Origin of the sequence: Microbacterium testaceum (assembly GCF_001476285.1) — a bacterium.
Classification (GTDB): Bacteria; Actinomycetota; Actinomycetes; order Actinomycetales; family Microbacteriaceae; genus Microbacterium; species Microbacterium testaceum_B.
This window is the reverse complement of sequence record NZ_LDRU01000014.1, coordinates 16,307-38,612: the sequence shown is the minus strand read 5'-3', so window position 1 is coordinate 38,612 and position 22,306 is coordinate 16,307. Positions and strand designations below refer to the sequence as shown.

Below are 22,306 nucleotides of genomic sequence, written 5' to 3'. Positions count from 1 at the left end.
CAACCTCCCAACAGGTAAGGAAGACACCCGTGGCACAAGACGTGCTCACCGACCTGCACAAGGTCCGCAACATCGGCATCATGGCGCACATCGATGCCGGCAAGACCACGACGACCGAGCGCATCCTGTTCTACACGGGCGTCAACCACAAGATCGGTGAGACGCACGATGGTGCGGCGACCACCGACTGGATGGAGCAGGAGCAGGAGCGTGGCATCACGATCACCTCCGCTGCTGTGACCTGCTTCTGGGAAAAGAACCAGATCAACATCATCGACACCCCCGGTCACGTCGACTTCACGGTCGAGGTGGAGCGCTCGCTCCGCGTCCTCGACGGTGCCGTCGCCGTCTTCGACGGCAAGGAGGGCGTCGAGCCCCAGTCCGAGACCGTGTGGCGTCAGGCCGACAAGTACGACGTCCCCCGCATCTGCTTCGTCAACAAGATGGACAAGCTGGGCGCCGACTTCTACTTCACGGTCGACACCATCGTCAACCGTCTGAAGGCCAAGCCCCTCGTCATCCAGCTCCCGATCGGTGCCGAGAACGACTTCGTCGGCGTCGTCGACCTGGTCTACATGCGTGCCCTGGTCTGGCCCGGCGACGCCAAGGGTGATGTCACCATGGGCGCCAAGTACGAGATCCAGGAGATCCCGGCCGACCTCGTCGAGAAGGCGCAGGAGTACCGCGAGAAGCTCCTCGAGACCGTCGCCGAGTCCGACGACGCGCTGCTCGAGAAGTACTTCGGTGGCGAAGAGCTCACCCACGAGGAGATCAAGGGCGCCATCCGCAAGATGACGATCGCCAGCGAGGTCTACCCCGTGCTGTGCGGCTCGGCGTTCAAGAACCGCGGTGTGCAGCCCATGCTCGACGCGGTCGTCGACTACCTGCCCTCGCCCCTGGACGTGCCCGCCATCGAGGCGCACGACCCCAAGGACGAAGAGGTCGTCATCGAGCGCCACGCCGACCGCGACGAGCCCTTCGCGGCCCTCGCGTTCAAGATCGTGACGCACCCGTTCTTCGGTCGCCTCACCTACATCCGCGTCTACTCGGGTCACCTCGACTCCGGCGCCCAGGTCGTCAACGCGACCAAGGGCAAGAAGGAGCGCATCGGGAAGATCTTCCAGATGCACGCCAACAAGGAGATGCCGGTCGAGTCGGTCACCGCGGGCCACATCTACGCCGTCATCGGCCTCAAGGACACCACCACCGGTGACACCCTGTGCGACCCGGCCAACCAGGTCGTCCTCGAGTCGATGACGTTCCCGGAGCCGGTCATCGAGGTCGCGATCGAGCCCAAGACGAAGGCCGACCAGGAGAAGCTGGGTGTCGCCATCCAGAAGCTCGCTGAGGAAGACCCGACGTTCCGCGTCGAGCAGAACGCCGAGACCGGCCAGACCGTCATCAAGGGCATGGGCGAGCTCCACCTCGACATCCTGGTCGACCGCATGAAGCGTGAGTTCAAGGTCGAGGCCAACGTCGGCAAGCCCCAGGTGGCGTACCGCGAGACCATCCGCAAGTCGGTCGAGCGTCACGACTACACCCACAAGAAGCAGACCGGTGGTTCGGGTCAGTTCGCGAAGATCCAGTTCGCGATCGAGCCCCTCGAGGTCACGGCCGACAAGACCTACGAGTTCGAGAACAAGGTCACCGGTGGTCGTATCCCGCGCGAGTACATCTCGCCGACCGACCAGGGCTTCCAGGACGCCATGAACGTCGGCGTGCTCGCCGGCTACCCCATGGTGGGTGTCAAGGCGATCCTCCTCGACGGTGCCTCGCACGACGTCGACTCGTCGGAAATGGCGTTCAAGATCGCCGGCTCGATGGGCTTCAAGGAGGCCGTCCGCAAGGCGAACCCCACCATCCTCGAGCCGATCATGGCCGTCGAGGTGCGTACTCCCGAGGAGTACATGGGCGACGTCATCGGCGACCTGAACTCGCGTCGTGGCCAGATCCAGTCGATGGAAGACGCCGCCGGCGTCAAGGTCGTCCGGGCCAACGTGCCGCTGTCCGAGATGTTCGGCTACATCGGCGACCTGCGCTCGAAGACCTCGGGTCGCGCCGTCTACTCGATGGAGTTCGACAGCTACGCCGACGTCCCGAAGGCCGTGGCTGACGAGATCATCCAGAAGAACAAGGGCGAGTAACACCGCTCTCCGGATGCCGGGAACTCGGGTTCCTGCTCGGGTTCCCGGCATCCACTCAAACTCAATACCGACTCTCTAGTAACCTGAGAACCATCCCCGTGGAGAATCGGTCGCAATCCAGCGCCCGAGACTTCGCAACTACGTCCTGAGGAGGACCCAGTGGCTAAGGCCAAGTTCGAGCGGACCAAGCCGCACGTGAACATCGGAACGATCGGTCACGTCGACCACGGCAAGACCACGCTCACCGCTGCCATCTCGAAGGTGCTCGCCGACAAGTTCCCGTCGGCCACCAACGTCCAGCGTGACTTCGCGTCGATCGACTCGGCGCCGGAAGAGCGTCAGCGCGGTATCACCATCAACATCTCGCACGTCGAGTACGAGACCCCGAAGCGTCACTACGCTCACGTCGACGCGCCCGGCCACGCCGACTACATCAAGAACATGATCACCGGTGCCGCTCAGATGGACGGCGCGATCCTCGTGGTCGCCGCCACCGACGGCCCGATGGCTCAGACCCGTGAGCACGTTCTGCTCGCCAAGCAGGTCGGCGTTCCCTACCTGCTCGTCGCGCTGAACAAGAGCGACATGGTCGACGACGAGGAGATCCTGGAGCTCGTCGAGCTCGAGGTTCGCGAGCTGCTGTCGTCGCAGGACTTCGACGGCGACAACGCCCCCGTCGTCCGCGTCTCGGGCCTCAAGGCTCTCGAGGGCGACGAGCAGTGGGTCAACTCGATCGTCGAGCTCATGGAAGCCGTCGACGAGTCGATCCCCGACCCGGTGCGTGACAAGGACAAGCCGTTCCTCATGCCCATCGAGGACGTCTTCACCATCACCGGTCGTGGAACGGTCGTCACGGGCCGCGCCGAGCGCGGTACCCTCGCGATCAACTCCGAGGTCGAGATCGTCGGCATCCGCCCGACGCAGAAGACCACGGTCACGGGTATCGAGATGTTCCACAAGCAGCTCGACGAGGCCTGGGCCGGCGAGAACTGTGGTCTGCTCCTCCGCGGCACCAAGCGTGACGACGTCGAGCGCGGCCAGGTCGTCGTGAAGCCCGGTTCGGTCACCCCGCACACCAACTTCGAGGGCACGGCGTACATCCTGTCCAAGGAAGAGGGCGGCCGCCACAACCCGTTCTTCACGAACTACCGCCCGCAGTTCTACTTCCGTACCACGGACGTGACCGGCGTCATCACGCTGCCCGAGGGCACCGAGATGGTCATGCCCGGTGACACCACCGAGATGTCGGTCGAGCTCATCCAGCCGATCGCCATGGAAGAGGGCCTCGGCTACGCGATCCGTGAGGGTGGCCGCACCGTCGGTGCCGGTACCGTCACCAAGATCCTCAAGTAAGTCTTTCCAGACTTCACTCGGCAAGGGCCGGGCCTTCGGGCCCGGCCCTTCGTCGTTCCCGGATGTCGTTCCCGGATGCCGGTCCTTCACGCCGCTACCGGGTGCAGCGCCGGATGCCGGGACCCCGGGGCGCCGCGAGAGGAGCACGTCGCACGGCTTCGGCTCCTGAGCCAGACGGCGGTGCGTGGGAGCTGATGCCCGGGAAGTGGGGCCGATCGGGTGAAACCCGTAAGCTGAACGGGTGAGTGACACCCCCTTCGAGCCGAGTCGGCGCTCCCGTCGCGAGGCCCGAGCGGCCGTCGACACCCCCACGACAGACCGAATCATCGGTGTCGATGACGGTGATGCCCCCACTGAGCAGACGCGCTCTTCGCGCGCCGAGACCGAAACGCGGCCCGGGTCGCGGGCGGTGGAGCGGTCGTCCGGGGGCTTCTTCGGCACGTGGAAGCCGCTCGTCGCGGCAGCAGCCGCGCTGGTCGTGGCGGTGGTCGTCGGGCTGATCGTGACGGTGGCTTTCGACGGCGCTGCCGGTCGCAGCGCGGGCAGCGTGTTGGCATCCATCGTCGTCGGCGGCACCGGGCTGGGCCTGATGACGCGCACGCGTCCCGCCGGATTCTTCCGGGTGCGCGGCCTCGACGTGCTGTGGGGGCTCGTCCTCGGGGCGATCATGCCCTTCATCGCCGGGATCGGCGCGGTCTCGCGTGGGTGGCCCGCCTTCGAGGCGCTGTCGCTGCGGTGGTTGATCCTGGGGGTCGCGGCGCCGTTCCTCGTCGTGATGATGCTCACGTTCTTCGCCATCGGTTTCGTCTATCCGGCGGCTCTCGCCTACGCGTCGACGCGCTTCTCGCCGACCATCGCCCGTGTCGTCTCGGGCGCGGTCTCGGCCGTCGCTTTCGCCGTCATCCCGATCGTCTTCGCGGGAAACGTCTCGGGTATGCCGTTCGCCCTCCCCGTCGGGCTGGGGATCGCGGCATCCGTGTTCGTCGCTCTGTCGCGCCGCTTCTGGGGACCGCTCCTGATGGGCCTGGTCTTCACGAGCGTGTGGGTGATGCTCTCGATCGCGGGGTTCGTCCTCGCCTGAGCGAGGGTTCGCGACACCCCCACGTGCCTGGTCAGCGCTTGCGCAGAACCGGCAGCGCCGTGACGGCGAAGACCGTCATCACGAGCAGCTGAACCGCGGCGACCCCGCCCGCCGCCCCGGCGACGCCGGCGAGCGAAGAGCCCACGAGCACCGCCGGAACGATGAGCAGCGCTCCGACGCAGACGGCGGTCAGGTAGGCGCCGTCGCGGCCCGCGGGGAGGACCACGCACATCCCCAGGGCGGTGGCCAGCGTCATCGCAGCCAGCGCGATTCCACCGAAGAGGGCCGTGAGCGTCGAGATCTCGAAGCCGGGTCCCAGCACCACGGGCGTCGCCCAAGGCACGACCAGGGCGAACCCCGCGCCGAGGGCGACGGCGAGGACGACGTGGATGCCGACGGCCCGGCGCATGCGTCGGAGGCTCGCGTCACCGGAGGCCGACGACACCCAGCCCTGAAAAGAGCCGGTGATCATGTAGACGCCGATGTAGCCGTACTTGAGCACGCGGTCGAACGGGGCGAATCCGATGGCGGCCGGAGAGCTCGCCACGCCGAGCGTGGAGAGGGGAGCCGTCTCGGAGAAAGTGAGGAGTCCCGCGGCCAGTGCGGTACGCCAGCCGCCCCGGTAGGCGCCGCGCGCGTCGGCGAGGGCCGCTCGCACGGAGAACCGTTCCCGGAGGCCGATGAACCAGGTCGCGGCGAGGAAGGCCGCGAGAGTGCCGACGAGCAGGATCGCGGGGTACAGCAGCGGTGTGGCCGTGAGGAGCGCGGCGAGCGCCCCGGCGAGGTTGAGGACGATGCGCGGCACGGCGTCGAAGATCAGGGAGAGCAACGGTCGGCCGACGCCCACCGCGTACCAGCTGAGCGACAGTCCCTGCAGCGAGAAGGCGAGCGCGGACACGATCGCCAACGCGTGGTCGTCGGCGTGACTCGCGAAGGCGGCGACGACGGCGACGAGCGGCAGGACGAGCAGACTGTTGGCGCCTCGGACGACGATACTGGCGCGAAAGACCCGGGCGGGGTGCGACGAGCGCGCGGCTTCGACGGGGCCTCGGACGGCCCATCCGAACGTGATGATCGTGGCCGCCAGGGTGCCGAGCGCCTGGCCGATCGCGATCTCGGCGAAGCCGTCGGGCCCGGCCGCGCGGGTGATGAGCGGCAGCGCGATGAGGGGCGAGATCGCTGACACCGCCGAGACGGCCGTCAGCAGCGCGACACTCCGGGCACGGTGCGGGCGCGGTGCGTCAGACGCGGTCGAGGTCACGTTCGTCCTCGGTGAGGGGCCGCAGCAGCACCGCGATCAGGATCCAGGTGACGGCGAACCAGAACATGCTCGTCAAGGTCGCCGAGAGCAGGTACGACGCGAGGAGGCCGGCTGCGACGGGCTTCCGCTTCCGGGGCACGCAGACGAACACCGTTACGAAGAAGAGGACCAGCAACCCGAGGCCGACGATCCCGCCGTCGTAGAGCACCTGGACGGGCAGCATGATGATGTGCCCGCTGATCCCCGGCGTGCCGGGCTGCTCGTGGCGAAGGCCGAACGTGTTCGTTCCGTTGCCGAGCCAGAGGTTGATGCCCTTCATCTCCTGGGCGGCGAGCCCCGCGACCTCGAGCCGGAACCCGATCGTGCCGCCCACGAAGTCGACGTCGCCGATCTTGTTCTGCTGCTCGGGGTTCGTCGGGTCGGGCTCCCGCGTGGGCGCGGGTGACGGCGCGGTCCCTGTCGGGGATGTGGAGACGGATGCCGACGGGCTCGCCGTCGCGGGAAGGGTGCGGTCGGCGGGCGCGGTGCCTCCCATTGCGGCGATGATTCCGTACGTGACCACGAGCGTCGCGATGAGGATTCCCGCGGGGAGGATGCGCGTGATGCGCTCTCGCCACGAGGAACGCAGCGAGAAAAGCGTGAAGACGGCGAAGATGCCCAGCCCCAGAACGAGGCTGAACACGGCGGTCCGCGTCTGAGAGGCGACGAGCCCCAGCGGCACCGCCACCGCGACGGCGGCGATCTCCCACCGGCCGATACCCCTGCGGGTGATCGTGAGAAGGGTCCAGAAGATGAGGACCGACGCGTAGATGTTCGCCTCGATCGCGGTCACCCGCGCGACGTACACCTCGTAGAGGTAGTCGAAGTCGGTGCCGAGCGCGACCTGCCCGCGCGTGAGGTTCGCCACGGCGTAAGCCGCGAAGCCGACCAGGGCCCACGGCGCCACGGACAGACGACCGAGCCGCGCGGCGAGATCCGCGCCTTCGGCCAGCGCCATCATCGACACCAGCATGAGCAGGTCGATGACGAGCCAGATGAGGATCGACGCACTCCAGGTCAGGCTCGGCGAGAAGAGCAGAGTCGTGACGACATTCCATAAGACGAAGGCCGCATACACGAGCGGGACGGGATGCCGCAGCGCACGGAAGAACGCTCCCCGCAGGACGGGGTGCACGAGCATCCAGCCGGCCAGGAGCAGGGGCACGACCTGTTCCACCCGCACCCGGAAGCCGACGATCTCGGCGTCGTAACGTCCGAGGAACGAACTCACCACGACCGCGGCGATCAGCCCGAGCGTGATCAGGCGCGTCCGGGCGGTGAGACTCGGTCGCGCGTAGGCCGTGGAGGCGGTGAAGAGGCTCACGATCGGGGCACCAGGTCCCAGAGCTCGGCGCGGATGCGGCGGTCGAAGGTGTCTCTCGCGAAAAGCCGATCGAATCTCTCTCGTGCGGCGGCGGCGGCCGCACGGATCGCGCCCTCGTCCAGCGCATCGAGGGCCTTCGCCCAGGCGTCCGCGTCGCCGGGAGTGACGAGCAGCGGGCTCTCGCCCACGATCTCGCGGAGTCCGCCGGCATCGCTGACGAGCAGGGCGCGACCCGCACCGAGCGCTTCGATCGCGATCGTCGGCAACGGGTCGGGTAGCACGCTGGGAACCACGACGACATGTGCGGCGTCGAGGTGGGCGCGGACGTCCGTTGTGCGACCGATCACGTCGATCTGCGACCGTCGCGGCGATGCCTCGACGAGAGCCCGCACGTCCACCGCCTCACCGATGGGCGGGGCGTCGCCGAGGATCTCGAGATGAAGGTCCGTCCGCGCCATGCGGTTCCACGCGTCCAGGAAGACGCGATGACCCTTCCACGCGTTCCAGCGGCTCGCGATCACGACGCGGATGCCGTTCGCGAACGACGGGAGATCGGCTGGCGGGGCGTTGTCGAAGCCGTTGTGGACGACCGTCGTGCGCCCGCGCAGGTGCGAGGGGAGCGCCCTGGCCACCGCGGAGCTGACCGCGATGATGTGATGGGCGTATCGCAGGAACGGGATCACGGTGCGTGAGCTCGACCCGATGTGCTCGTGAAGGTGGAGGACCACACGGGCGCCGGCCAGTCGAGCGGGCGGGGCGGTCAGCGCGGCGGCGGCGGTGTTGACGTAGACCAGGGCCGGACGCGCGGCGATCAGTCGCATGCCGGTCGCCATGGCGCGGCGGGCGAGTCCGAGAAGACGTGACGGACGCAGGTAGGCGCGACGCATGATCGGGAGGGGGAGATGCCGAACCCGGATGCCCTGCTCGGCGAGCCGGCGCGAGAGTTCGCGTTCCGGGTAGTCGAGGTCGGTCGGCAGCCACACCTCGAGGTCGAGATCGTCGGGGACCGTGCGTAGGACTTCGAGGAGCACCCGGTCGGCGCCGTACATCTCGTCGGAGGGGTGCACGACGATCGCGCGGCGACGACTCACGAGGTGACCCTCTTCTTGAGCTCGCGGGCCGGGATGCCGCCGTAGACGGCTCCCGCCGGCACGTCGCGAGTCACCACCGCTCCGGCAGCGACCACTGCACCGTCGCCGATGGTCACGCCGGAGGTGATCGTGACCCCGCTCGCGATCCAGCACCCGGAGCCGATCGTGATCGGCGCCCACTCCACGCCCTGGGACTTCACATCTCGCGAAGGGTCGCTCATGACGTGGTCCTCCGCGAACACGCGGACCCCGGGACCGAGCATGGTCTTCTCGCCGATCGTGACCCCGCCGGAACACCCGATGTAGCAGCCGGGCGAAAGGCTGCTGCCGTCCCCCATGACGAGTCCGACCCCGATCGCGCGCGAGTAGTAGCTGCTCGGGCGGATGAGCGTTCCGGTGCCGATCGAGACGCGGTCACCGAAGCGGATGCCGTCCCGGCTCAGGCCCTGGATCTCGGCGAAGTCCTCGACGATGAGGTCCGTGCCGGCGTGAACGAGGTGCGCGTTGCGCACGCGCACGCCACGCCCGATGAGAGGGAGACCTCGTGCCGAGCCGAGGCGCGGGCGAAGAGCTGCGCCGCGCAGGGCCATGGGACCGACCTTCGCGGCGAGCTGCGCGCTCACAATCTGCCACCGATCGCTGCCGACCTCGCGCAGTCGCTCGCGCTGTTCGCCGACGATCTTGTGCAGAATTCCCATTGTTCAGCGAGTCCTTTTGCAATGCGGGCGAGGACGGAGGCTGAAACGTCGCACCGGAACCGGTCGTTCATTCGGACCGAACACGGAACGCCGCGCGACGCTCCCTGTCGAGCCCCCCTGTGAAGTATCCCCGGAATCGCCGGGGAAATCTGGGATGTTCCCGAGAACGCCCGTCCGGGGCGGGGGCAGGAAAGCGATCCTCATCGCGTCGCGTCCCCCGTTCCTCCCGGCTGGAATGGCTCGTTCCCGGAATGCTTTGAACCGACTCAGGTAGCATACCGATCGCGCGGCAGGTGCCCGTCGCGCCCGACGCCGGATGACCGACTCGCGGCGTGATCGGATGAAAATGTCACGTAAGCCCACCCGTCGCCTTCGACCTCGCTCGATCGCCTGGATCTCCCTCGGTGCTCTGAGCGCCGTGCTCGTGGCGCTCGCCGCGGCGGTGGCGATCGGTGGTTTCGTCGCGCAGAAGGAACTGCGCGCGGCCGTGCCCGTCGTGTCCAAGATGCAGGACCAGTTCGATTCGGACGATCGCTCCGACCTCGCGGCGTCGATGACCGAGCTGCAGGGGCACGCCGCCGCCGCGCGCGGGGCGGCCGACACCCCCCTCTGGTGGATCGCCGAGCAGGCGCCGTTCATCGGCCCGTCTCTGCACGCCGTCCGCGAATCGACGGTGGCGGTGGACGAACTCGCTCACGGCGTGCTGCCGGCCCTGATCGACGTGGATCCCGCGCTGCTGCGTCCGAACGGCGGGGCCTTCGACATCGCGGCCATCTCGCAGCTCGCCGGACCGGTGTCGGAGGCGGCCGCCTCGGGCGAGCGCGCCGCCGACGCCCTGTCCGGTGTCGATCTGCGCGACACCCCGGGAGCGCTCCGCGGTCCGCTGTCGCAACTGACGGGCGCGGTGGGGGCGTTGCAGCCTGCGCTGTCGCGAGCGAACGCGCTGCTGCCCCAGGTGCCGTCGATGATGGGGCGGAACGGGCCGAAGAATTACCTCCTGCTCGTGCAGAACAATGCCGAAGCCCGCGGAACGGGGGGTATCCCGGCCTCGGTCGTCGAGCTGCGGCTCGAGAACGGGAAGATGGACATCGTCCAGCAGGCATCCAGTTCCGACTTCGCGAATGAGCGCGCCACCCCGATCCTCCCGCTCGACCCGCAGGTCGTCACGCTGTACGACGACAAGATCGGTCGATGGTCGCAGGACATGACCTCGACGCCCGATTTCACCCTGTCGGCGAATCTCGCGCAGGCGTATTGGACCGAGCGATTCGGCACGCCGGTGGACGGGGTGATCTCCATCGATCCCGTCGCGCTCTCGTACATCCTGAAGGCGACCGGCCCCATCACCTTGGCGACCGGTGACAAGCTGACGTCCTCGGATGCGGTGAAGATCCTCCTGAGCGACGTCTACGCCCGCTACCCCGACAACAAGAACCAGGATCTGTTCTTCGCGTCCGCAGCGGTGGAGATCTTCGACGCGATCTCCTCGGGGGACTTCGCCCCCGTTCCCTTCGCGGCGGCGATCGTCCAGGCGGTCGATGAGAACCGGGTCTACTTCCATTCCTTCGACGAGGCGACGGAGGCGGCCTTCGACGGGTCCCGTCTCTCCGGCCCCCTTCCGGCGTCGGATGACGCGCAGAAGACCACGGTCGGTGTGTTCGTGAACGACCTCACCGAGGCGAAGCTCAGTTACTACACGAACATGAGCACGGAGGTGCTCGTCGACCGCTGCTCGGCGGTTCCGACCTACACGACCATCGTGACCTTCGAGAACGGCCTCGACGAGGAGACATCGAACGGACTTGTCCGCTACGTCAACGCGGGCGCGCACTACCCCAAGGGCACGATCGGCACGGACCTGCAGTTCTACGGCCCGACGGGTGCGACCTTCGTGAATGCCGTGATCGACGGCGTCGACGTGGCCATCACCACGGGAGAGCACCTCGGACGACCGGTCGGTCGTATGTGGGTGGTGAACCCGCCCCAGACCGTGCACACTCTCGCCGTCAAGTTCGAGGGCCACCCGGGCGACAGCGATGACGTCGCCCTCGTGCACACCCCGATGGTGAACCCCGTGACGTCGACGGTCGTCGAGGTCCCCTGCGGCAACTGAGTCGGCACGTGCGGGTGGGACCACCGCCCGCACACCGGCGCGGCCGCGCCCACCGACGCTGTCGTCTCCGCGGGTCCGCAGAGCACACACGGGACGGGCGGCGCACCGGTGTCGCCCGCACGGGTCTCACCGCCCCCGGTCGGCGCGGGGGTCAGAGGACGGCGAAGACGTACGCGTAGCCCGCGAGCAGCCCGACGTTCATGAGGCCCGCGATGGGTGCCAGGATGCCGAAGCCGCGGCGCACGATGACCGCCACCACGGCGAGAGCGAGCCCGAGGAAAGCCCCGGCGGCGCCGAGGGCCAGCGTGCTGGTCAGGGGGAGGGTCTCGACGAAGACAGCCCACAGGCGCGCCACCACGATCAGCTGGATGCCGAGGGATGCCAGGGCGGCGAGCAGCGACAGGGTTCCGAGGACTCGGGGGGCGGTCTTCACGGGCCGAGCCTACCCGAGGGCTGTTCCGCGGCCGGAATCGGGCGGGCCGGTGGGAACACGAAGAAGTGGTAGAGCGCGAAGCGCAGCACCGTGACGAAGGCGATCGACACGAGATTGACGACGTTCAAGCCCACGGGTCCCGCCTCCCCGTAGATCGCCTCCAGCGCACGATCTCCGCCCCAGACGCCCGCGGCGCCGGCACCCGTGCAGACGGCGTTCACGAAGAGGAAACGCACCATCTGTCGACCGGCTCCGGTCCGCGAGCGGGAACGGAAGGCCCACTCCCTGTTGCCGAAATAGGCGTTGACGAGGGCGATGAGCGAGGCGATCACCTTGGCGGCGACCGGGCCGACCCCCGCGAGCATCAGCAGATTGAAGGCCGCGATCTCGATCCCCGTGCTGACCGCTCCCACGATGAGGAAGCGCACGGACAGAGCGCCCGCGCGACGGAGATTCCTGGTGCGCCCCACGAGTGTCATACGCTACAGGTTCGGGGGAGATGCCGGGTGAAATGAGCTCGGGGAGAAGTGGGGATGCCAGGGTGCAGGCGCAAGACCATGTCGCAGTCGTGATACCGGCCTTCAACGAGGCCGAGGCGCTGCCGACGTTCTTGGCGGAGATCCGTACCTCCTTCGCGGCGGCCGGGCGGACCGTGTCGCTCATCGTCATCGACGACGCCTCCACCGACCGCACCACCGAGGCGGCCGCCGATCTCGCCGACGTCGTGCGTTCCCCCGTCAACCGCGGGCACGGTCCGACGGCCCTGTCCGCCTACGCCGAGGGTCTGCGCAGCGGAGCCGGCGTCATCGTGCACGTCGACGGCGACGGGCAGTTCTACGGCGACGACATCGTCCGCGTCGCCGTCGCCCTGGACCGGTCTGACTCCGACGTCGTCCACGGGGTGCGCCGCGGGCGCACGGATCCCTGGTTCCGTCGGTGCCTCAGCGCGCTCGTCCGCTTCGCCGTCCTCCTCCTCTGCGGTCGTTCCGTCCCCGACGTGAACACCCCGCTGCGCGCGTACCACCCGGACACGCTCGCGCGCCTGGTCGGCGGCGTGCCCTCCGACGCTCTCGTCCCCCACGTGCACTTCTCTATCGCCGAGGCACGCAAGAGACTCCGTGTCCGCTACGTCGCCGTCGAGAGCATCCCCCGCCGTGGGACGGTGGTCCAGGGCACGATGTGGGGGACGGGACAATCCCGCGTGCTCCTGCCTCCTCGCCGTCTCGTCCGTTTCGCGGGCCGCGCGCTCGCGGAGCTCTGGCGCATCGACATCGCCGGTGCGCGACGCTCGCCGCGCTCCGTCGCGACCGTGCGCGGCTGACCATGCGCCTGCTCGTCGCGGCCGTCGGACTGGGGATGTGCGTGGTGGTCGTCCTCCTCGCGACGCTGTCGCCCACCCCGATCGATCAGGGATATGAATCCGCGATCGAACGGGTCCTCTCGGTCCTCCACCGCAACGGCGTGCCGGACTGGTTCGGATACCGCTGGTTCGAGTTCTCCGCGAACGTGGCGATGTTCGTCCCTCTCGGGTTCTTCCTCGCGCTCGTCTTCCCGACACGGTTCCTCTGGGTGGCCCTGCCGCTCATCCCGGCGATCTCGGGAACTCTCGAGATGGTTCAGTACTTCGTCCTGCCGGCCCGCTTCGCCACCGTCAACGACGTCATCGCGAACTCGATCGGCGGCTGGGCCGGCATCGCCGTCGCCGCACTGGTCGTCGTCGCCGTCCACGTCCGAGATCGGCGCGTCATCCGCACATGGCGGGAGAAGAACGTCATCGGCGTGAGAGAGCCGCACGCATGAACCGATTCCTGTCCCGGCCCGGCCTCGCTGCCACGGCATCCGCTTTCCTCGTCAGCGCTCTCGCCTCCCTTCCGATGGTCTTCAGCGGTCATCTGACTCGCGATTCGGGGGTCTTCCTCTATACGGGCATGGTGGTCTCGCGGGGCGGTATGCCGTACGTCGACTCGTGGGATCACAAAGGCCCTCTGCTGGCGGCGATCGAGGCCGTCGCGTGGCGTCTCGGCGGGGGGATCGCGGGTGCTCCGATCCTCGAGGGTGTCGTGCTGTTCATCGGCCTCGCCGTCGCCGGTATCCTCTGGTCCCGGCTGATCGGGTATTTGGCCGTGCCGGCGGTCCTCGTCGTCGGAGTCACGTATCTCGGGGTCTTCGAGGGAGGCAACTTCACCGAGACCTGGCTCTTCCCCGTCCAGCTCGTGGCCTACTCCGCCGCGGCGTACGTCGGGCTCCGGTCCGGACGCGAGGCGACCGCCCGTGGGACCGCGGCCGTGGGACTGCTGCTCGGCATCGCGCTCGCCACGGGACTGTTCACCCGTATGAACAACGTCGTCGGACTCGTCCTCGTCGTGGTGCTCGGCGTGGTCCTCCTGCGTCGCCGTCTGCTCTTCGCCGCCGCAGTGGTCGCCGCGGTCGTCGCGGTGGCGGCAGTCCTCGCCCTCTGGCTCTGGACGGGCAACGCGCTCCGGGCCGGCATCGATCAGTACGTGCGGTACAACCTCTTCTATTCGAGCGGGACGACGGCCTCGGACCGTCTCTCGGCGTTCGGCACCCTCGCGCAGCTGCTCGCCTCCGGTGCTGTGGTGGTGGCCGTTCTCCTTCTCGCCGGGGCCTGGCTCGCCCGGGGGCGGAAAGCGGATGCCGACGGCACACCGTCCTTCGTCGCGGCGATGTTCTTCGCCGTCGGCGGACTGGACGCGCTGTCCCAGATGGTGTCCGGTCGGCCCTATCCGCACTATCTCGTCGTCGCGATGGCCGGGTTCGCCGTTGCGGGAGTCGTGCTCGCGTCGCGTCTCGGCCCTCTCGGCGTGCGTGCGACCACGCTGTCCGAACGGCTTCGAGGTCTGCCGCGGGCGATCGTCGCCGGGGGAGCGGTCGTTCTTGTCCTCGCCGCCTCATCGTCCAGCGCACTGCAGTGGGCGCGCATCGCGACGGGATCGGGGGTGTTCGTGGCGGGGTCGTACCAGGCCCAACTCGTCGACCGGGTCGTCGCCGAGACGAACCCGAACGACCGGGTGCTGGTGCACGGAGCCGAGACGTGGATCCTCGCGGCATCCGGACGGCTCTCGCCCACCTCGATCACCTATTCGCTCCCCGTCGAACAGGGCTACGGCGGACTTCCCGCTCAGTACCTCGCCGACGTGACGGCGTTCCCTCCCGCGCTCATCGTCGAGTCGCCCGGGTCGTGCGGCATCTCGATCGAATGCCCTCCGGACAGGGCGCACTTCGAGGGCCTCGCTCCGTTCGTCGCGTCGTCGTACCAGCTCGAGGGTGAGATCGTGGGCTTCCGATTCTGGCGCCGGAACGCGGGATGACGCGGCGACGCGCGCCCACGCGGTACGGACTGAGCGGTTCACGAACGACGGGAGACAGCATGGCCGATGCGGCAGTGGTGGGCAGCGGTCCGAACGGGCTCGCGGCGGCGGTCACCCTCGCGCGCGCGGGGCTCGATGTCGTGCTCCTCGAGCGCAACGACACTCTGGGCGGTGGAGCGCGCACCCTGGAGCTCACGCTCCCGGGATTCCGTCACGATCTCGGCGCCGCCGTCCACCCTATGGGGCTGGCGTCGTCGTTCTTCCGCGCGTTCCAGCTCTCGGAGCGCATCCGGTTCGCGGTGCCCGAGATCTCGTACACGCACCCGCTCGGGAGCGGACGAGCGGGTGTCGCCTACCGTGACCTGCTGCGCACCGCGGAGGATCTCGGGGCGGATGGCCCCGCCTGGCGTCGGCTCTTCGGCCCTCTGGTCGCGCACGTCAACGGGCTCAGCGACTTCACGGCGTCGCAGTTGCTCCGTGTGCCGCACGATCCGATCACGGCGGTCCGCTTCGGCCTCCGGGTGCTCGAGCAAGGGTCTCCGGTCGGCGACGTCCGCTTCGCCGGCGATGTTGCTCCCGCCATGCTCTCCGGCGTCATGGCCCACTCGATCGGTCGGATGCCGTCCCTCGCCTCGGCGGGGGCGGGTCTGGTCCTCGCCACGCATGCGCACGCCCGTGGATGGCCGATTCCGCGCGGGGGCACGCAATCCATCATCGACGCGATGCGCGACGACTTCCTCGCCCACGGAGGCCGCATTGAGACCGGCGTCGACGTCGCGGACTCCCGTGACGTCCGAGCACCGATCCGTCTCTTCGACGTCTCGGCGCAGGCGCTCGCCCGGATCGCGGAGGCCGAGCTGCCGCGGTCCTATGTCCGCACCCTTCAGCGGTTCCGATACGGCGACGGCATCGCCAAAGTCGACTTCGCGCTCGACGGACCCGTTCCGTGGCTGAACGAGGCGACGCGCCGCACGGGAACGGTGCACCTGGGGGGAACCGCGACCAGCATCCGCCTCGCGGAGGCGGACGTTGCGGCAGGAAGGATCCCCGCCCGACCCTACGTCCTGGTTGCGCAGCCGACGGTCCTCGACGACAGTCGCGCACCGGCGGGGAAGCATGTGCTGTGGGCCTACGTCCACGTCCCGAAGGGATCCACCTTCGATCCCACCGAGCAGGTGACCGCGACGATCGAGGAGGAAGCCCCGGGTTTCCGTGACCTCGTCCTCGCTTCGCACGCGATCACCGCGCGCGACCTTCCGTCGTGGAGTCCGAACTTCGTCGGGGGCGACATCTCCTCCGGCGCGCTCTCGATGCTGCAGATGGTGAAGCGACCGGTGCTCTCCACCGTTCCCTGGCGCACTCCCGCCCGGGGGATGTACCTCGCCTCGTCATCGACCCCGCCGGCGACGGGCGTGCACGGGTTGTCGGGCTACTACGCGGCGCGGGCCGCGTTGCACGACACGTTCAGGTCACCGCCTCCGGCTCTCGGGATCGACGCGTGAGCGTGCGCAGAAGGTTCAGCTCGGGGAACCATCGGCTGAACGGGAGGCAGAGGAACGCCGCGTAGGCGTAGAGGTTGTCGAAGAAGTCGATGCCCATCATCAGGAAGACGCCCACATGGAAGGTGATGATGAGCAGGAGCCCGAGACGGAACAGCCCCGGGAGGAAGACGACGAAGACGAGCCAGCCTTCGGCGAAGACGGTGACCCAGTCCAGCGCCTTCCAGAAGAGGCTGCTGTCGATGGACAGGGCGAAGGCACCCAACGGGCCCGGGATCGGCCCGGCTACTTCGTCGCGGGCCACGAAGTAGCGCGTCGCCTCCCGCGCCGGGTCCAGCCAGCCCGCCGCCGCCTTCGGAACGGCAGCCGTGAACATGGCGAAACCGACCACGGCGGCGAAGAGGAAGAGCGGATAGCCCGACGTCGTCTGAGCTCGGCGCCGCGCGTCGAGAGACCACGCCGCGCCCCAACCGGCCAGACCGCACGCGAGCGGGGCGAGGTCGAACAGGATGAAATGGTCGACCTTGCCGAAGGAATAGCTGAGTCCGGCGGCGAGAAGCAGCACCACCGTCATGGTGGCCGACGCCCATAGCGTCTTCCAGCCGAGGAGAAGCCAGATCGCCGCCAGAGCCCGGACGACGGTGAGCGCGATGAGCGCGCCGGGGCTGGGCTGCCCGCTCAACAGCAAGAACGGTCCGGGTGGCGGAGAGTAGAACTGCGCGGGAACCTCCGCGATCCACAGGAGGTCGCCGGGGAACACCAGGACCTTCAGTGCGAACACGATTCGCAGCGCCGCGAACGCTCGCGGACTGGGCTGATAGCCCCGGCAGATCCACTCGATGGCGGTCGCGACCCGATCCCTCACAGGTCGACCTTGCGGACGGTGGGTTCGCCGACGGGACGGGCCGAGACCTCGACGATGTCCATGTCGACCGGCTGCCAGGTGAACGTGACGCTCTGCGCGGTGCGACCGTCGCCCACGCGACGGGCCTGCGCTTCGAGCCACTCCCGGGTGTCGTCCGTCAGGTCTTCGCCTGATCTAATGACGTTCGTCATCGCGAAGCGGGCGCTCGAATAGTGGAACTGCTCGAACAGATCCTCCGGCTCGACGGTCAGGGTGGTGCCGTCGTCGTAGTCGACGTCGATGCGAACCGTGTCGATCCGACGGTGGCCCTCTCGATCCGGCGCCTGCCCGAACGTGGGCATGCTGATCGTCGGAAACGCCTCCGTCGACGAACGCCAATCAATGACGCCCTGAACGACCAGGACCATCGCAAGAAAGCCGAAGCCCGCCGTTTTCCATAAAGAACGTGAACGCAGCGTCACGGATTTCCCCCACCCTATGAACCTCGACCGATCATAGCTTCGCCGCGGGGGAGAGCTGCGCGATGCGGGCTGCGCGGAGGAACGCGATAGCGTCGAAGCCGAGACCGACAATGAGGAGAAGTATGCCTGCCGGCCCCGCCAAAAGCGTCCACGGTGCTTTTACCATTCCTTCTCTCGACGGGATTCGCGCGATCGCCGTGATGATCGTCTTCGTCGGCCACGGCTTCACTTTCGGCGGCCCGTGGCCCGGGCACGTGGGTGTGACGATCTTCTTCTTCCTCAGCGGGTACCTGATCACGACGCTCCTGCGACGCGAGCACGACGGCACGGGGCGGATCGCCCTGGGCAAGTTCTATCTGCGACGTGCCGTGAGAATCCTTCCCCCCGCCTACATCACCATCGCGCTCGCGGTGGTCGTGGGGGTCCTCGGATGGCTCCCGTCGACGCAGAACCCGTGGGGTGTCCTCGCCGAACTCTTCAACGTCACGAACTACTACATGATCTGGGCGAACAATTCGACTGGAGACGTGCACACAGGGCTCCCGCCCGAGACCAGCATGCTGTGGTCTCTCGCCGTCGAGGAGCATTTCTACCTGATCTTCCCGGCCGCCTTGATTCTGATGCTCCGGCGCCGGTTGAATTACCGCCGGATCGGTTACATCCTCGTGTTCGCCTGCGTTCTCGCCGTCGGATGGCGCCTCTTCCTCGAGGCGACGACGCAGGATTTCTACCGTTTGTACATCGCGAGCGACACACGATTCGACGGTCTTCTCGCCGGAGCGGCGATGGCGCTGCTGTGGAACCCCGCTCTCGGTGACCGATCGCCGTTCGGCCTCTCGGATCGCGCGATGCGGTACGGGATCGCGCCCATCGCCGGTGTGGTCTTCGTCGCTGCCGCATTCGCTCCGGACCCGTTCCGACTCACCATCGCCGACTCCGCGATGTACCTCGCGCTCATCCCTCTCTTCTGGCTCGTCATCGTCCACCCCGACGGTGCGACCGGGCGCGTCCTGAACCAGCGCTGGATCGCGCACGTCGGAGTGCTGTCCTTCTCGGTCTACCTGCTGCATCGACTCGTCCTGCATCTCGTCGGTGGCATCGTGTCCGCCGCCCCTGTGGCAGATCTGCTCTCCCTCGCGGTCACCGTGGCGGCGGCGCAACTGATGTACGTCGGTGTCGAGAAGCCGCTCGGACGACTCCGGAAGCGCTACGAAGCACGGATGCCCGGTCGCCCCGTCCCCCTCCGTCGGCGGCTCGCCCGTCGGCGGTCCGCCCGCCGGGGATGACCCGACGCGCCCGCACCCAGCGAGCAGGCGTCAGGAGGGCTGCGCAGCCTCGTTCCGCGTGCGGGAAGCCCACCGGACCAGGCGCGCGGGCGGAGCGTACATCAGGGAGCCGGCGCGGGTCCGGATGAGACCGCGGTGCAACCACCACGCGCCGGCGACGGCGACAGCGGCGAGGAGCAGGACGGACAGCCCCGCCGCGCCCCTGATCGCGGGCGCGGCACCGAGCAGCCAGAGCGGCACCGTGCAGGCGACGATGATCGGGATGTGCGCGACGTAGATCGGGAGCGTGTTCGACCCGATGCGCGAGAGTCCCGGGACCCCGCGGAGGAGGCGTGCGAGCGCGAACCCGCCGATCACCCCGAGGAGGCAGAGCGCGAAGCGCCCACCCGGGAAATGCATGGTGATGATGCCCAGAGAGGTGAGGCCTCCCACGGTCACCCACGCCGTGAGGAGGACGAGAAGCGTCGTGAGCCGCGCTTCGTTGTAGAAGCGCAGGATGCGCGGCGAGAAGGCGACCGCCGCGGCGAAGAAGACGTAGTACTTAAGAGCGCCCTCCCAGCCGTCACCGATGATGCGGAGGGTCCCCTCCGGCACGGACGAGGCGACGCTCATCCACACCACGGAGAACAGCGCAGGAAGGCCGACGCGCACCCAGATCGGCGCGCGGGCAGTCAGTTTGGCGAGGACGAAGAACAGCGCCAGCGCCCACAGGAACCACAACTCTCCGTTAGGTCGCAGAGGCGAGAGGACGACTTTGGCGAACTGCGTCCCGAGAGTGTTGTCCGGTTGGTCGGGCAGAAAGAGCATCTCCGCGACCTTGTACGCGAAGACGACGGGCTGCCAGATGAGGAACACCCACAGCAGGAGGATGAGCTTCTTGGAGAACACCTCTCGCCAGGAGCGGCGCTCCACCCAGGACACGGCGAAGAGCCCGGATGCCGCGAAGAAAAGCGGCATGCGCATCGTCGAGGCGAAGTTCACGATGAATTCGACCGTCGGCGACGAGGCTCCGAGGAACGCGAGCTCGATACGCGCGTGGAGCAGAACGACCATCAGGATGGAAAGCGCCCGCGCACGATCTACCCAGTCGATCCGTGCACGCACCGGTGTCGTCATTCCGTGGCCCCCAAGTCGGTGTTCCGGGTGCGGCCCCCGCCGTCACCCTCCGCGACTCTATCTGTCGCCTATGGAAGATTCCAGCTGAGTGAGCCCGTGACGCCCTCCTGGTGGCGTGACGGAATCACCGAATCACACGGATGCTGCGCGAGCGGCTTTCGTCAGGAACTCGGCGACCCGGTAAGCCGCAGGCCGCAGCTCCTCGAAGGACCGCGCATAGGTCTCGTCGGAGCGTCGGTACGGGTCGACGATGTCGAACTCGTCGGGGCTGGCCGGGGGCTCGACCGTACCGCGGAGCGCGGCGGCCAGCCCGACGGCGGCACGCATGCCCTCTTCCGGCGTGGAAGCCCCGGCGTCGGCGACCGCCTGCGGCACGCGCGGCTCGATGGCATCCGCGATCCGTGCAAGCTCTCGCAGGGTGAAGGCGCGCCGCATGGCGGCCGGCAGCGACTCGACGACGAGGCGCCGGTGATCCCGAGCCATCGTCACGATCAGGTCGGCCTCGCGGATCATCGCCGTGTCGATCTGACGAGCCTGGTGCGCGGTGGCGTCGATCCCCTCCACGGCCGCCAGACGCTGTGCCTGCTCCGGCACGCCGCTGCCGACGAGGGCGCCGGTGCCGGCGCTGGCGACGCGAACGTCACCGAACGGCGCCAAGGACTGCGCGAGCAGGAGTTCCGCGATGGGCGATCGGCAGATGTTGCCGGTGCAGATAGACAGGATGGAGAACGTCACTTCTCGTCCGTCCGGTCGCGCCGCGAACGACGCTCGCCGCCCCCGCGAGAGGAGGTGGCCTCCTCAGGTGCGCTGTACGAGTAGGCGCCGTAGCCGTAGCTGTCGGGGCCCTTGGACGGCAGCATCGTCACGATCACTCCGAAGAGGCGGCTGCCGATGGCCTGCAGCTTCTCGACGGCGGCGGTCAGCTGAGGCTTCTTCGTCGTCCCGGAGGCGGCGACCATGAGCACGCCACTCGTGAAGCGCGAGATGACCGCCGCGTCGGTGACCAGAAGGAGCGGGGGAGCATCGACGAGCACATAGTCGAAGGCATCCGACAGCGCCGCGAGCGTCCTCTGCATCGCCTGGCTGCCGAGCAGCTCGGACGGGTTGGGGGGCGTCCGCCCCGACGGCAGGACAAAGAGCTTGCCCGTTCCCCACTGCTGGAGGACGTCGACGAGTTCGGCGCGGCCGATGAGGACGTCGGTCAGACCCACGCCGCCTTCGACACCCATGTAGTCGGCCACGCGGGGGAGGCGGAGGTCGCCGTCGACGAGCACGACGCGGGCACCCGTCTCGGCGAGGGCGATGGCGAGGTTGGCCGTCGTCGTGGACTTTCCCTCGCCGGGGCCGGCGCTCGAGACCACGAAGGAGCGCGAGGCGCCGTCGACGTCGACGAACTGCAGGTTCGTGCGCAGGCTTCGGAACGACTCGGCTCGGGGATTGCGCGGGTCGGCGTGAACGATCAGAGGACGCTTCTTCGCGTCGGGATCCAGCGCGATACCACCGAGGACCGGCGCTTCCGTGGCCGCCTCGATGTCGTGCAGCGAGTGGATGCGGGTGTCCAGGACAGAGCGGAGGACGGCGATACCGAGGCCGGCCGCCAAGCCGACGATCAATCCGAGAGCGACGTTCAGGGGGGTGTGGGGCGACGAGGGCGAGGTCGGCACGAGCGCCGGGGCGATGGTCTCCACGCGAACGAGGCTGGCGGCCTCTCCTTCGGGCTTCTCGAGGCGGTTCACCACGACGTCGGCGAAATTGGTGCCCACCGAATTGGCGATGGCCGCGGCCATATCCGCATCCGCCGCGGTGGCGCGAATTGTGATGATGACCGAATTCTGCGGTGACGAGGCCGAGATGGATCCGGCCAATTTCTGTGCGGTCGTGTCGAGATCGAGGTCGTCGATCACCCGGTCGAGGACGACGGCGCTGTCGACGACGTCGACGAAGCTCACCACCGCCTGGCGCGCGAAGCTCGTACCCTGCGCCAATTCGCTGATCCCCGAGCTGTCCGAACGCACGGACACATAGAGCTGACTGCTCGCCTCATAGGTCGGGGTCTGGAGCAGCGAGTACCCGAAGGCTCCTGCTCCGCCGAGAATCGTCATCGCAAGGATGAGGATCCAATTGCGGTGAAGGATCCGGAGATAATCGCGCAGTTCCAAGCCTCGTCCATTCGCCAGTAAGAAGGTGAGCGGGTGCCCGGCGAGATCGCGCAG

The 22,306-nt window shown here is 68.2% G+C and carries 20 protein-coding genes; 9 read left to right on the top strand and 11 right to left on the bottom strand.

Annotated elements, in window-relative coordinates; translation table 11 throughout:
• The first annotated feature begins 29 nt into the window (after positions 1–29).
• The 3 genes from fusA (at position 30) to NS283_RS03085 (ending at position 4,578) form a co-directional block, all read left to right on the top strand.
• Entirely contained in the window at positions 30–2,144 is a 2,115-nt protein-coding gene (gene fusA, locus NS283_RS03095) for an elongation factor G (RefSeq protein ID WP_058595426.1), read from the top strand.
• 159 nt (positions 2,145–2,303) lie between these two features.
• Entirely contained in the window at positions 2,304–3,497 is a 1,194-nt protein-coding gene (gene tuf / locus NS283_RS03090; RefSeq protein WP_058595425.1) for an elongation factor Tu, read from the top strand.
• Between the two features lie 241 nt (positions 3,498–3,738).
• Complete coding sequence (locus tag NS283_RS03085) at positions 3,739–4,578, top strand: hypothetical protein (protein WP_058595424.1); 840 nt, start codon at positions 3,739–3,741, stop codon at positions 4,576–4,578.
• A 31-nt stretch (positions 4,579–4,609) separates the two neighbouring features.
• Here the strand turns inward: NS283_RS03085 and NS283_RS03080 are convergent, their stop codons facing one another.
• From NS283_RS03080 to NS283_RS19165, 4 genes are read right to left on the bottom strand one after another with little or no spacing between them, the layout of a single operon-like run.
• A complete protein-coding gene (locus NS283_RS03080; protein ID WP_058595423.1) occupies positions 4,610–5,839 on the bottom strand; it encodes a hypothetical protein in 1,230 nt (409 codons plus the stop codon).
• Positions 5,820–7,202 carry an O-antigen ligase family protein gene (locus tag NS283_RS03075; RefSeq protein ID WP_058595422.1) on the bottom strand — a complete coding sequence of 461 codons (1,383 nt, stop codon included), beginning with the start codon at positions 7,200–7,202 and terminating at the stop codon, positions 5,820–5,822. Before NS283_RS03075 ends, NS283_RS03080 begins: the two co-directional genes overlap by 20 nt.
• Positions 7,199–8,293, bottom strand: coding sequence for a glycosyltransferase family 4 protein (locus NS283_RS03070; protein ID WP_058595421.1), 1,095 nt, complete (start codon positions 8,291–8,293; stop codon positions 7,199–7,201). The genes NS283_RS03075 and NS283_RS03070 overlap by 4 nt, the downstream gene beginning before the upstream one ends.
• Complete coding sequence (locus NS283_RS19165) at positions 8,290–8,991, bottom strand: acyltransferase (RefSeq protein ID WP_058595420.1); 702 nt, start codon at positions 8,989–8,991, stop codon at positions 8,290–8,292. The genes NS283_RS03070 and NS283_RS19165 overlap by 4 nt, the downstream gene beginning before the upstream one ends.
• A gap of 346 nt (positions 8,992–9,337) precedes the next feature.
• Here NS283_RS19165 and NS283_RS03060 point away from each other — a divergent pair, with 346 nt between their 5' ends.
• Positions 9,338–11,104 carry a DUF4012 domain-containing protein gene (locus NS283_RS03060; RefSeq protein WP_058595419.1) on the top strand — a complete coding sequence of 589 codons (1,767 nt, stop codon included), beginning with the start codon at positions 9,338–9,340 and terminating at the stop codon, positions 11,102–11,104.
• 151 nt (positions 11,105–11,255) lie between these two features.
• Here the strand turns inward: NS283_RS03060 and NS283_RS03055 are convergent, their stop codons facing one another.
• Together NS283_RS03055 and NS283_RS03050 are read right to left on the bottom strand one after the other, a co-directional pair.
• Positions 11,256–11,537 carry a hypothetical protein gene (locus NS283_RS03055; protein ID WP_058595418.1) on the bottom strand — a complete coding sequence of 94 codons (282 nt, stop codon included), beginning with the start codon at positions 11,535–11,537 and terminating at the stop codon, positions 11,256–11,258.
• Positions 11,534–12,016: a GtrA family protein gene (locus NS283_RS03050; RefSeq protein ID WP_058595417.1), complete on the bottom strand. Its 483-nt coding sequence runs from the start codon at positions 12,014–12,016 to the stop codon at positions 11,534–11,536. The genes NS283_RS03055 and NS283_RS03050 overlap by 4 nt, the downstream gene beginning before the upstream one ends.
• A 62-nt stretch (positions 12,017–12,078) precedes the next feature.
• Here NS283_RS03050 and NS283_RS03045 point away from each other — a divergent pair, with 62 nt between their 5' ends.
• Genes NS283_RS03045 through NS283_RS03030 form a run of 4 tightly spaced genes read left to right on the top strand, consistent with a single transcriptional unit; the run spans position 12,079 to position 16,368 of the window.
• Positions 12,079–12,858 (top strand): glycosyltransferase family 2 protein, encoded by a 780-nt coding sequence (locus NS283_RS03045; RefSeq protein ID WP_058595416.1) that lies wholly within the window; start codon positions 12,079–12,081, stop codon positions 12,856–12,858.
• Positions 12,859–12,860: 2 nt separating this feature from the next.
• Positions 12,861–13,337: a VanZ family protein gene (locus NS283_RS03040; protein WP_058595415.1), complete on the top strand. Its 477-nt coding sequence runs from the start codon at positions 12,861–12,863 to the stop codon at positions 13,335–13,337.
• On the top strand, positions 13,334–14,866 hold the full coding sequence (locus NS283_RS03035) for a hypothetical protein (RefSeq protein ID WP_058595414.1): 1,533 nt from the start codon (positions 13,334–13,336) through the stop codon (positions 14,864–14,866). The genes NS283_RS03040 and NS283_RS03035 overlap by 4 nt, the downstream gene beginning before the upstream one ends.
• Positions 14,867–14,925: 59 nt before the next feature.
• Positions 14,926–16,368, top strand: coding sequence for a phytoene desaturase family protein (locus NS283_RS03030; RefSeq protein ID WP_058595413.1), 1,443 nt, complete (start codon positions 14,926–14,928; stop codon positions 16,366–16,368).
• Here the strand turns inward: NS283_RS03030 and NS283_RS03025 are convergent.
• Positions 16,331–17,230 (bottom strand): hypothetical protein, encoded by a 900-nt coding sequence (locus tag NS283_RS03025; RefSeq protein ID WP_058595412.1) that lies wholly within the window; start codon positions 17,228–17,230, stop codon positions 16,331–16,333. The two genes, NS283_RS03030 and NS283_RS03025, sit on opposite strands and share 38 nt — an antisense overlap.
• On the bottom strand, positions 17,227–17,637 hold the full coding sequence (locus tag NS283_RS03020; protein WP_058595411.1) for a hypothetical protein: 411 nt from the start codon (positions 17,635–17,637) through the stop codon (positions 17,227–17,229). The genes NS283_RS03025 and NS283_RS03020 overlap by 4 nt, the downstream gene beginning before the upstream one ends.
• A 116-nt stretch (positions 17,638–17,753) precedes the next feature.
• On the opposite strand from NS283_RS03020, the gene NS283_RS03015 reads away from it, so the two are divergent.
• Entirely contained in the window at positions 17,754–18,977 is a 1,224-nt protein-coding gene (locus NS283_RS03015) for an acyltransferase family protein (protein WP_081317229.1), read from the top strand.
• A 30-nt stretch (positions 18,978–19,007) separates the two neighbouring features.
• Here the strand turns inward: NS283_RS03015 and NS283_RS03010 are convergent, their stop codons facing one another.
• From NS283_RS03010 to NS283_RS03000, 3 genes are all read right to left on the bottom strand, one after another.
• Entirely contained in the window at positions 19,008–20,093 is a 1,086-nt protein-coding gene (locus tag NS283_RS03010) for an acyltransferase family protein (protein ID WP_058595409.1), read from the bottom strand.
• A gap of 132 nt (positions 20,094–20,225) precedes the next feature.
• Positions 20,226–20,828, bottom strand: coding sequence for an arsenate reductase/protein-tyrosine-phosphatase family protein (locus tag NS283_RS03005; protein ID WP_058595408.1), 603 nt, complete (start codon positions 20,826–20,828; stop codon positions 20,226–20,228).
• Entirely contained in the window at positions 20,825–22,252 is a 1,428-nt protein-coding gene (locus NS283_RS03000; RefSeq protein WP_058595407.1) for a polysaccharide biosynthesis tyrosine autokinase, read from the bottom strand. Before NS283_RS03000 ends, NS283_RS03005 begins: the two co-directional genes overlap by 4 nt.
• Positions 22,253–22,306: the final 54 nt, after the last annotated feature.

Excerpts from the sequence above, each read along its gene's own strand:
- NS283_RS19165 (WP_058595420.1), bottom strand. The coding sequence starts at position 8,991 with ATGGGAATTCTGCACAAGATCGTCGGCGAACAGCGCGAGCGACTGCGC.
- NS283_RS03060 (WP_058595419.1), top strand. The coding sequence starts at position 9,338 with ATGTCACGTAAGCCCACCCGTCGCCTTCGACCTCGCTCGATCGCCTGG.
- NS283_RS03050 (WP_058595417.1), bottom strand. The coding sequence starts at position 12,016 with ATGACACTCGTGGGGCGCACCAGGAATCTCCGTCGCGCGGGCGCTCTG.
- NS283_RS03040 (WP_058595415.1), top strand. The coding sequence starts at position 12,861 with ATGCGCCTGCTCGTCGCGGCCGTCGGACTGGGGATGTGCGTGGTGGTC.
- NS283_RS03035 (WP_058595414.1), top strand. The coding sequence starts at position 13,334 with ATGAACCGATTCCTGTCCCGGCCCGGCCTCGCTGCCACGGCATCCGCT.
- NS283_RS03030 (WP_058595413.1), top strand. The coding sequence starts at position 14,926 with ATGGCCGATGCGGCAGTGGTGGGCAGCGGTCCGAACGGGCTCGCGGCG.
- NS283_RS03020 (WP_058595411.1), bottom strand. The coding sequence starts at position 17,637 with ATGGTCCTGGTCGTTCAGGGCGTCATTGATTGGCGTTCGTCGACGGAG.
- NS283_RS03015 (WP_081317229.1), top strand. The coding sequence starts at position 17,754 with ATGCGGGCTGCGCGGAGGAACGCGATAGCGTCGAAGCCGAGACCGACA.
- NS283_RS03010 (WP_058595409.1), bottom strand. The coding sequence starts at position 20,093 with ATGACGACACCGGTGCGTGCACGGATCGACTGGGTAGATCGTGCGCGG.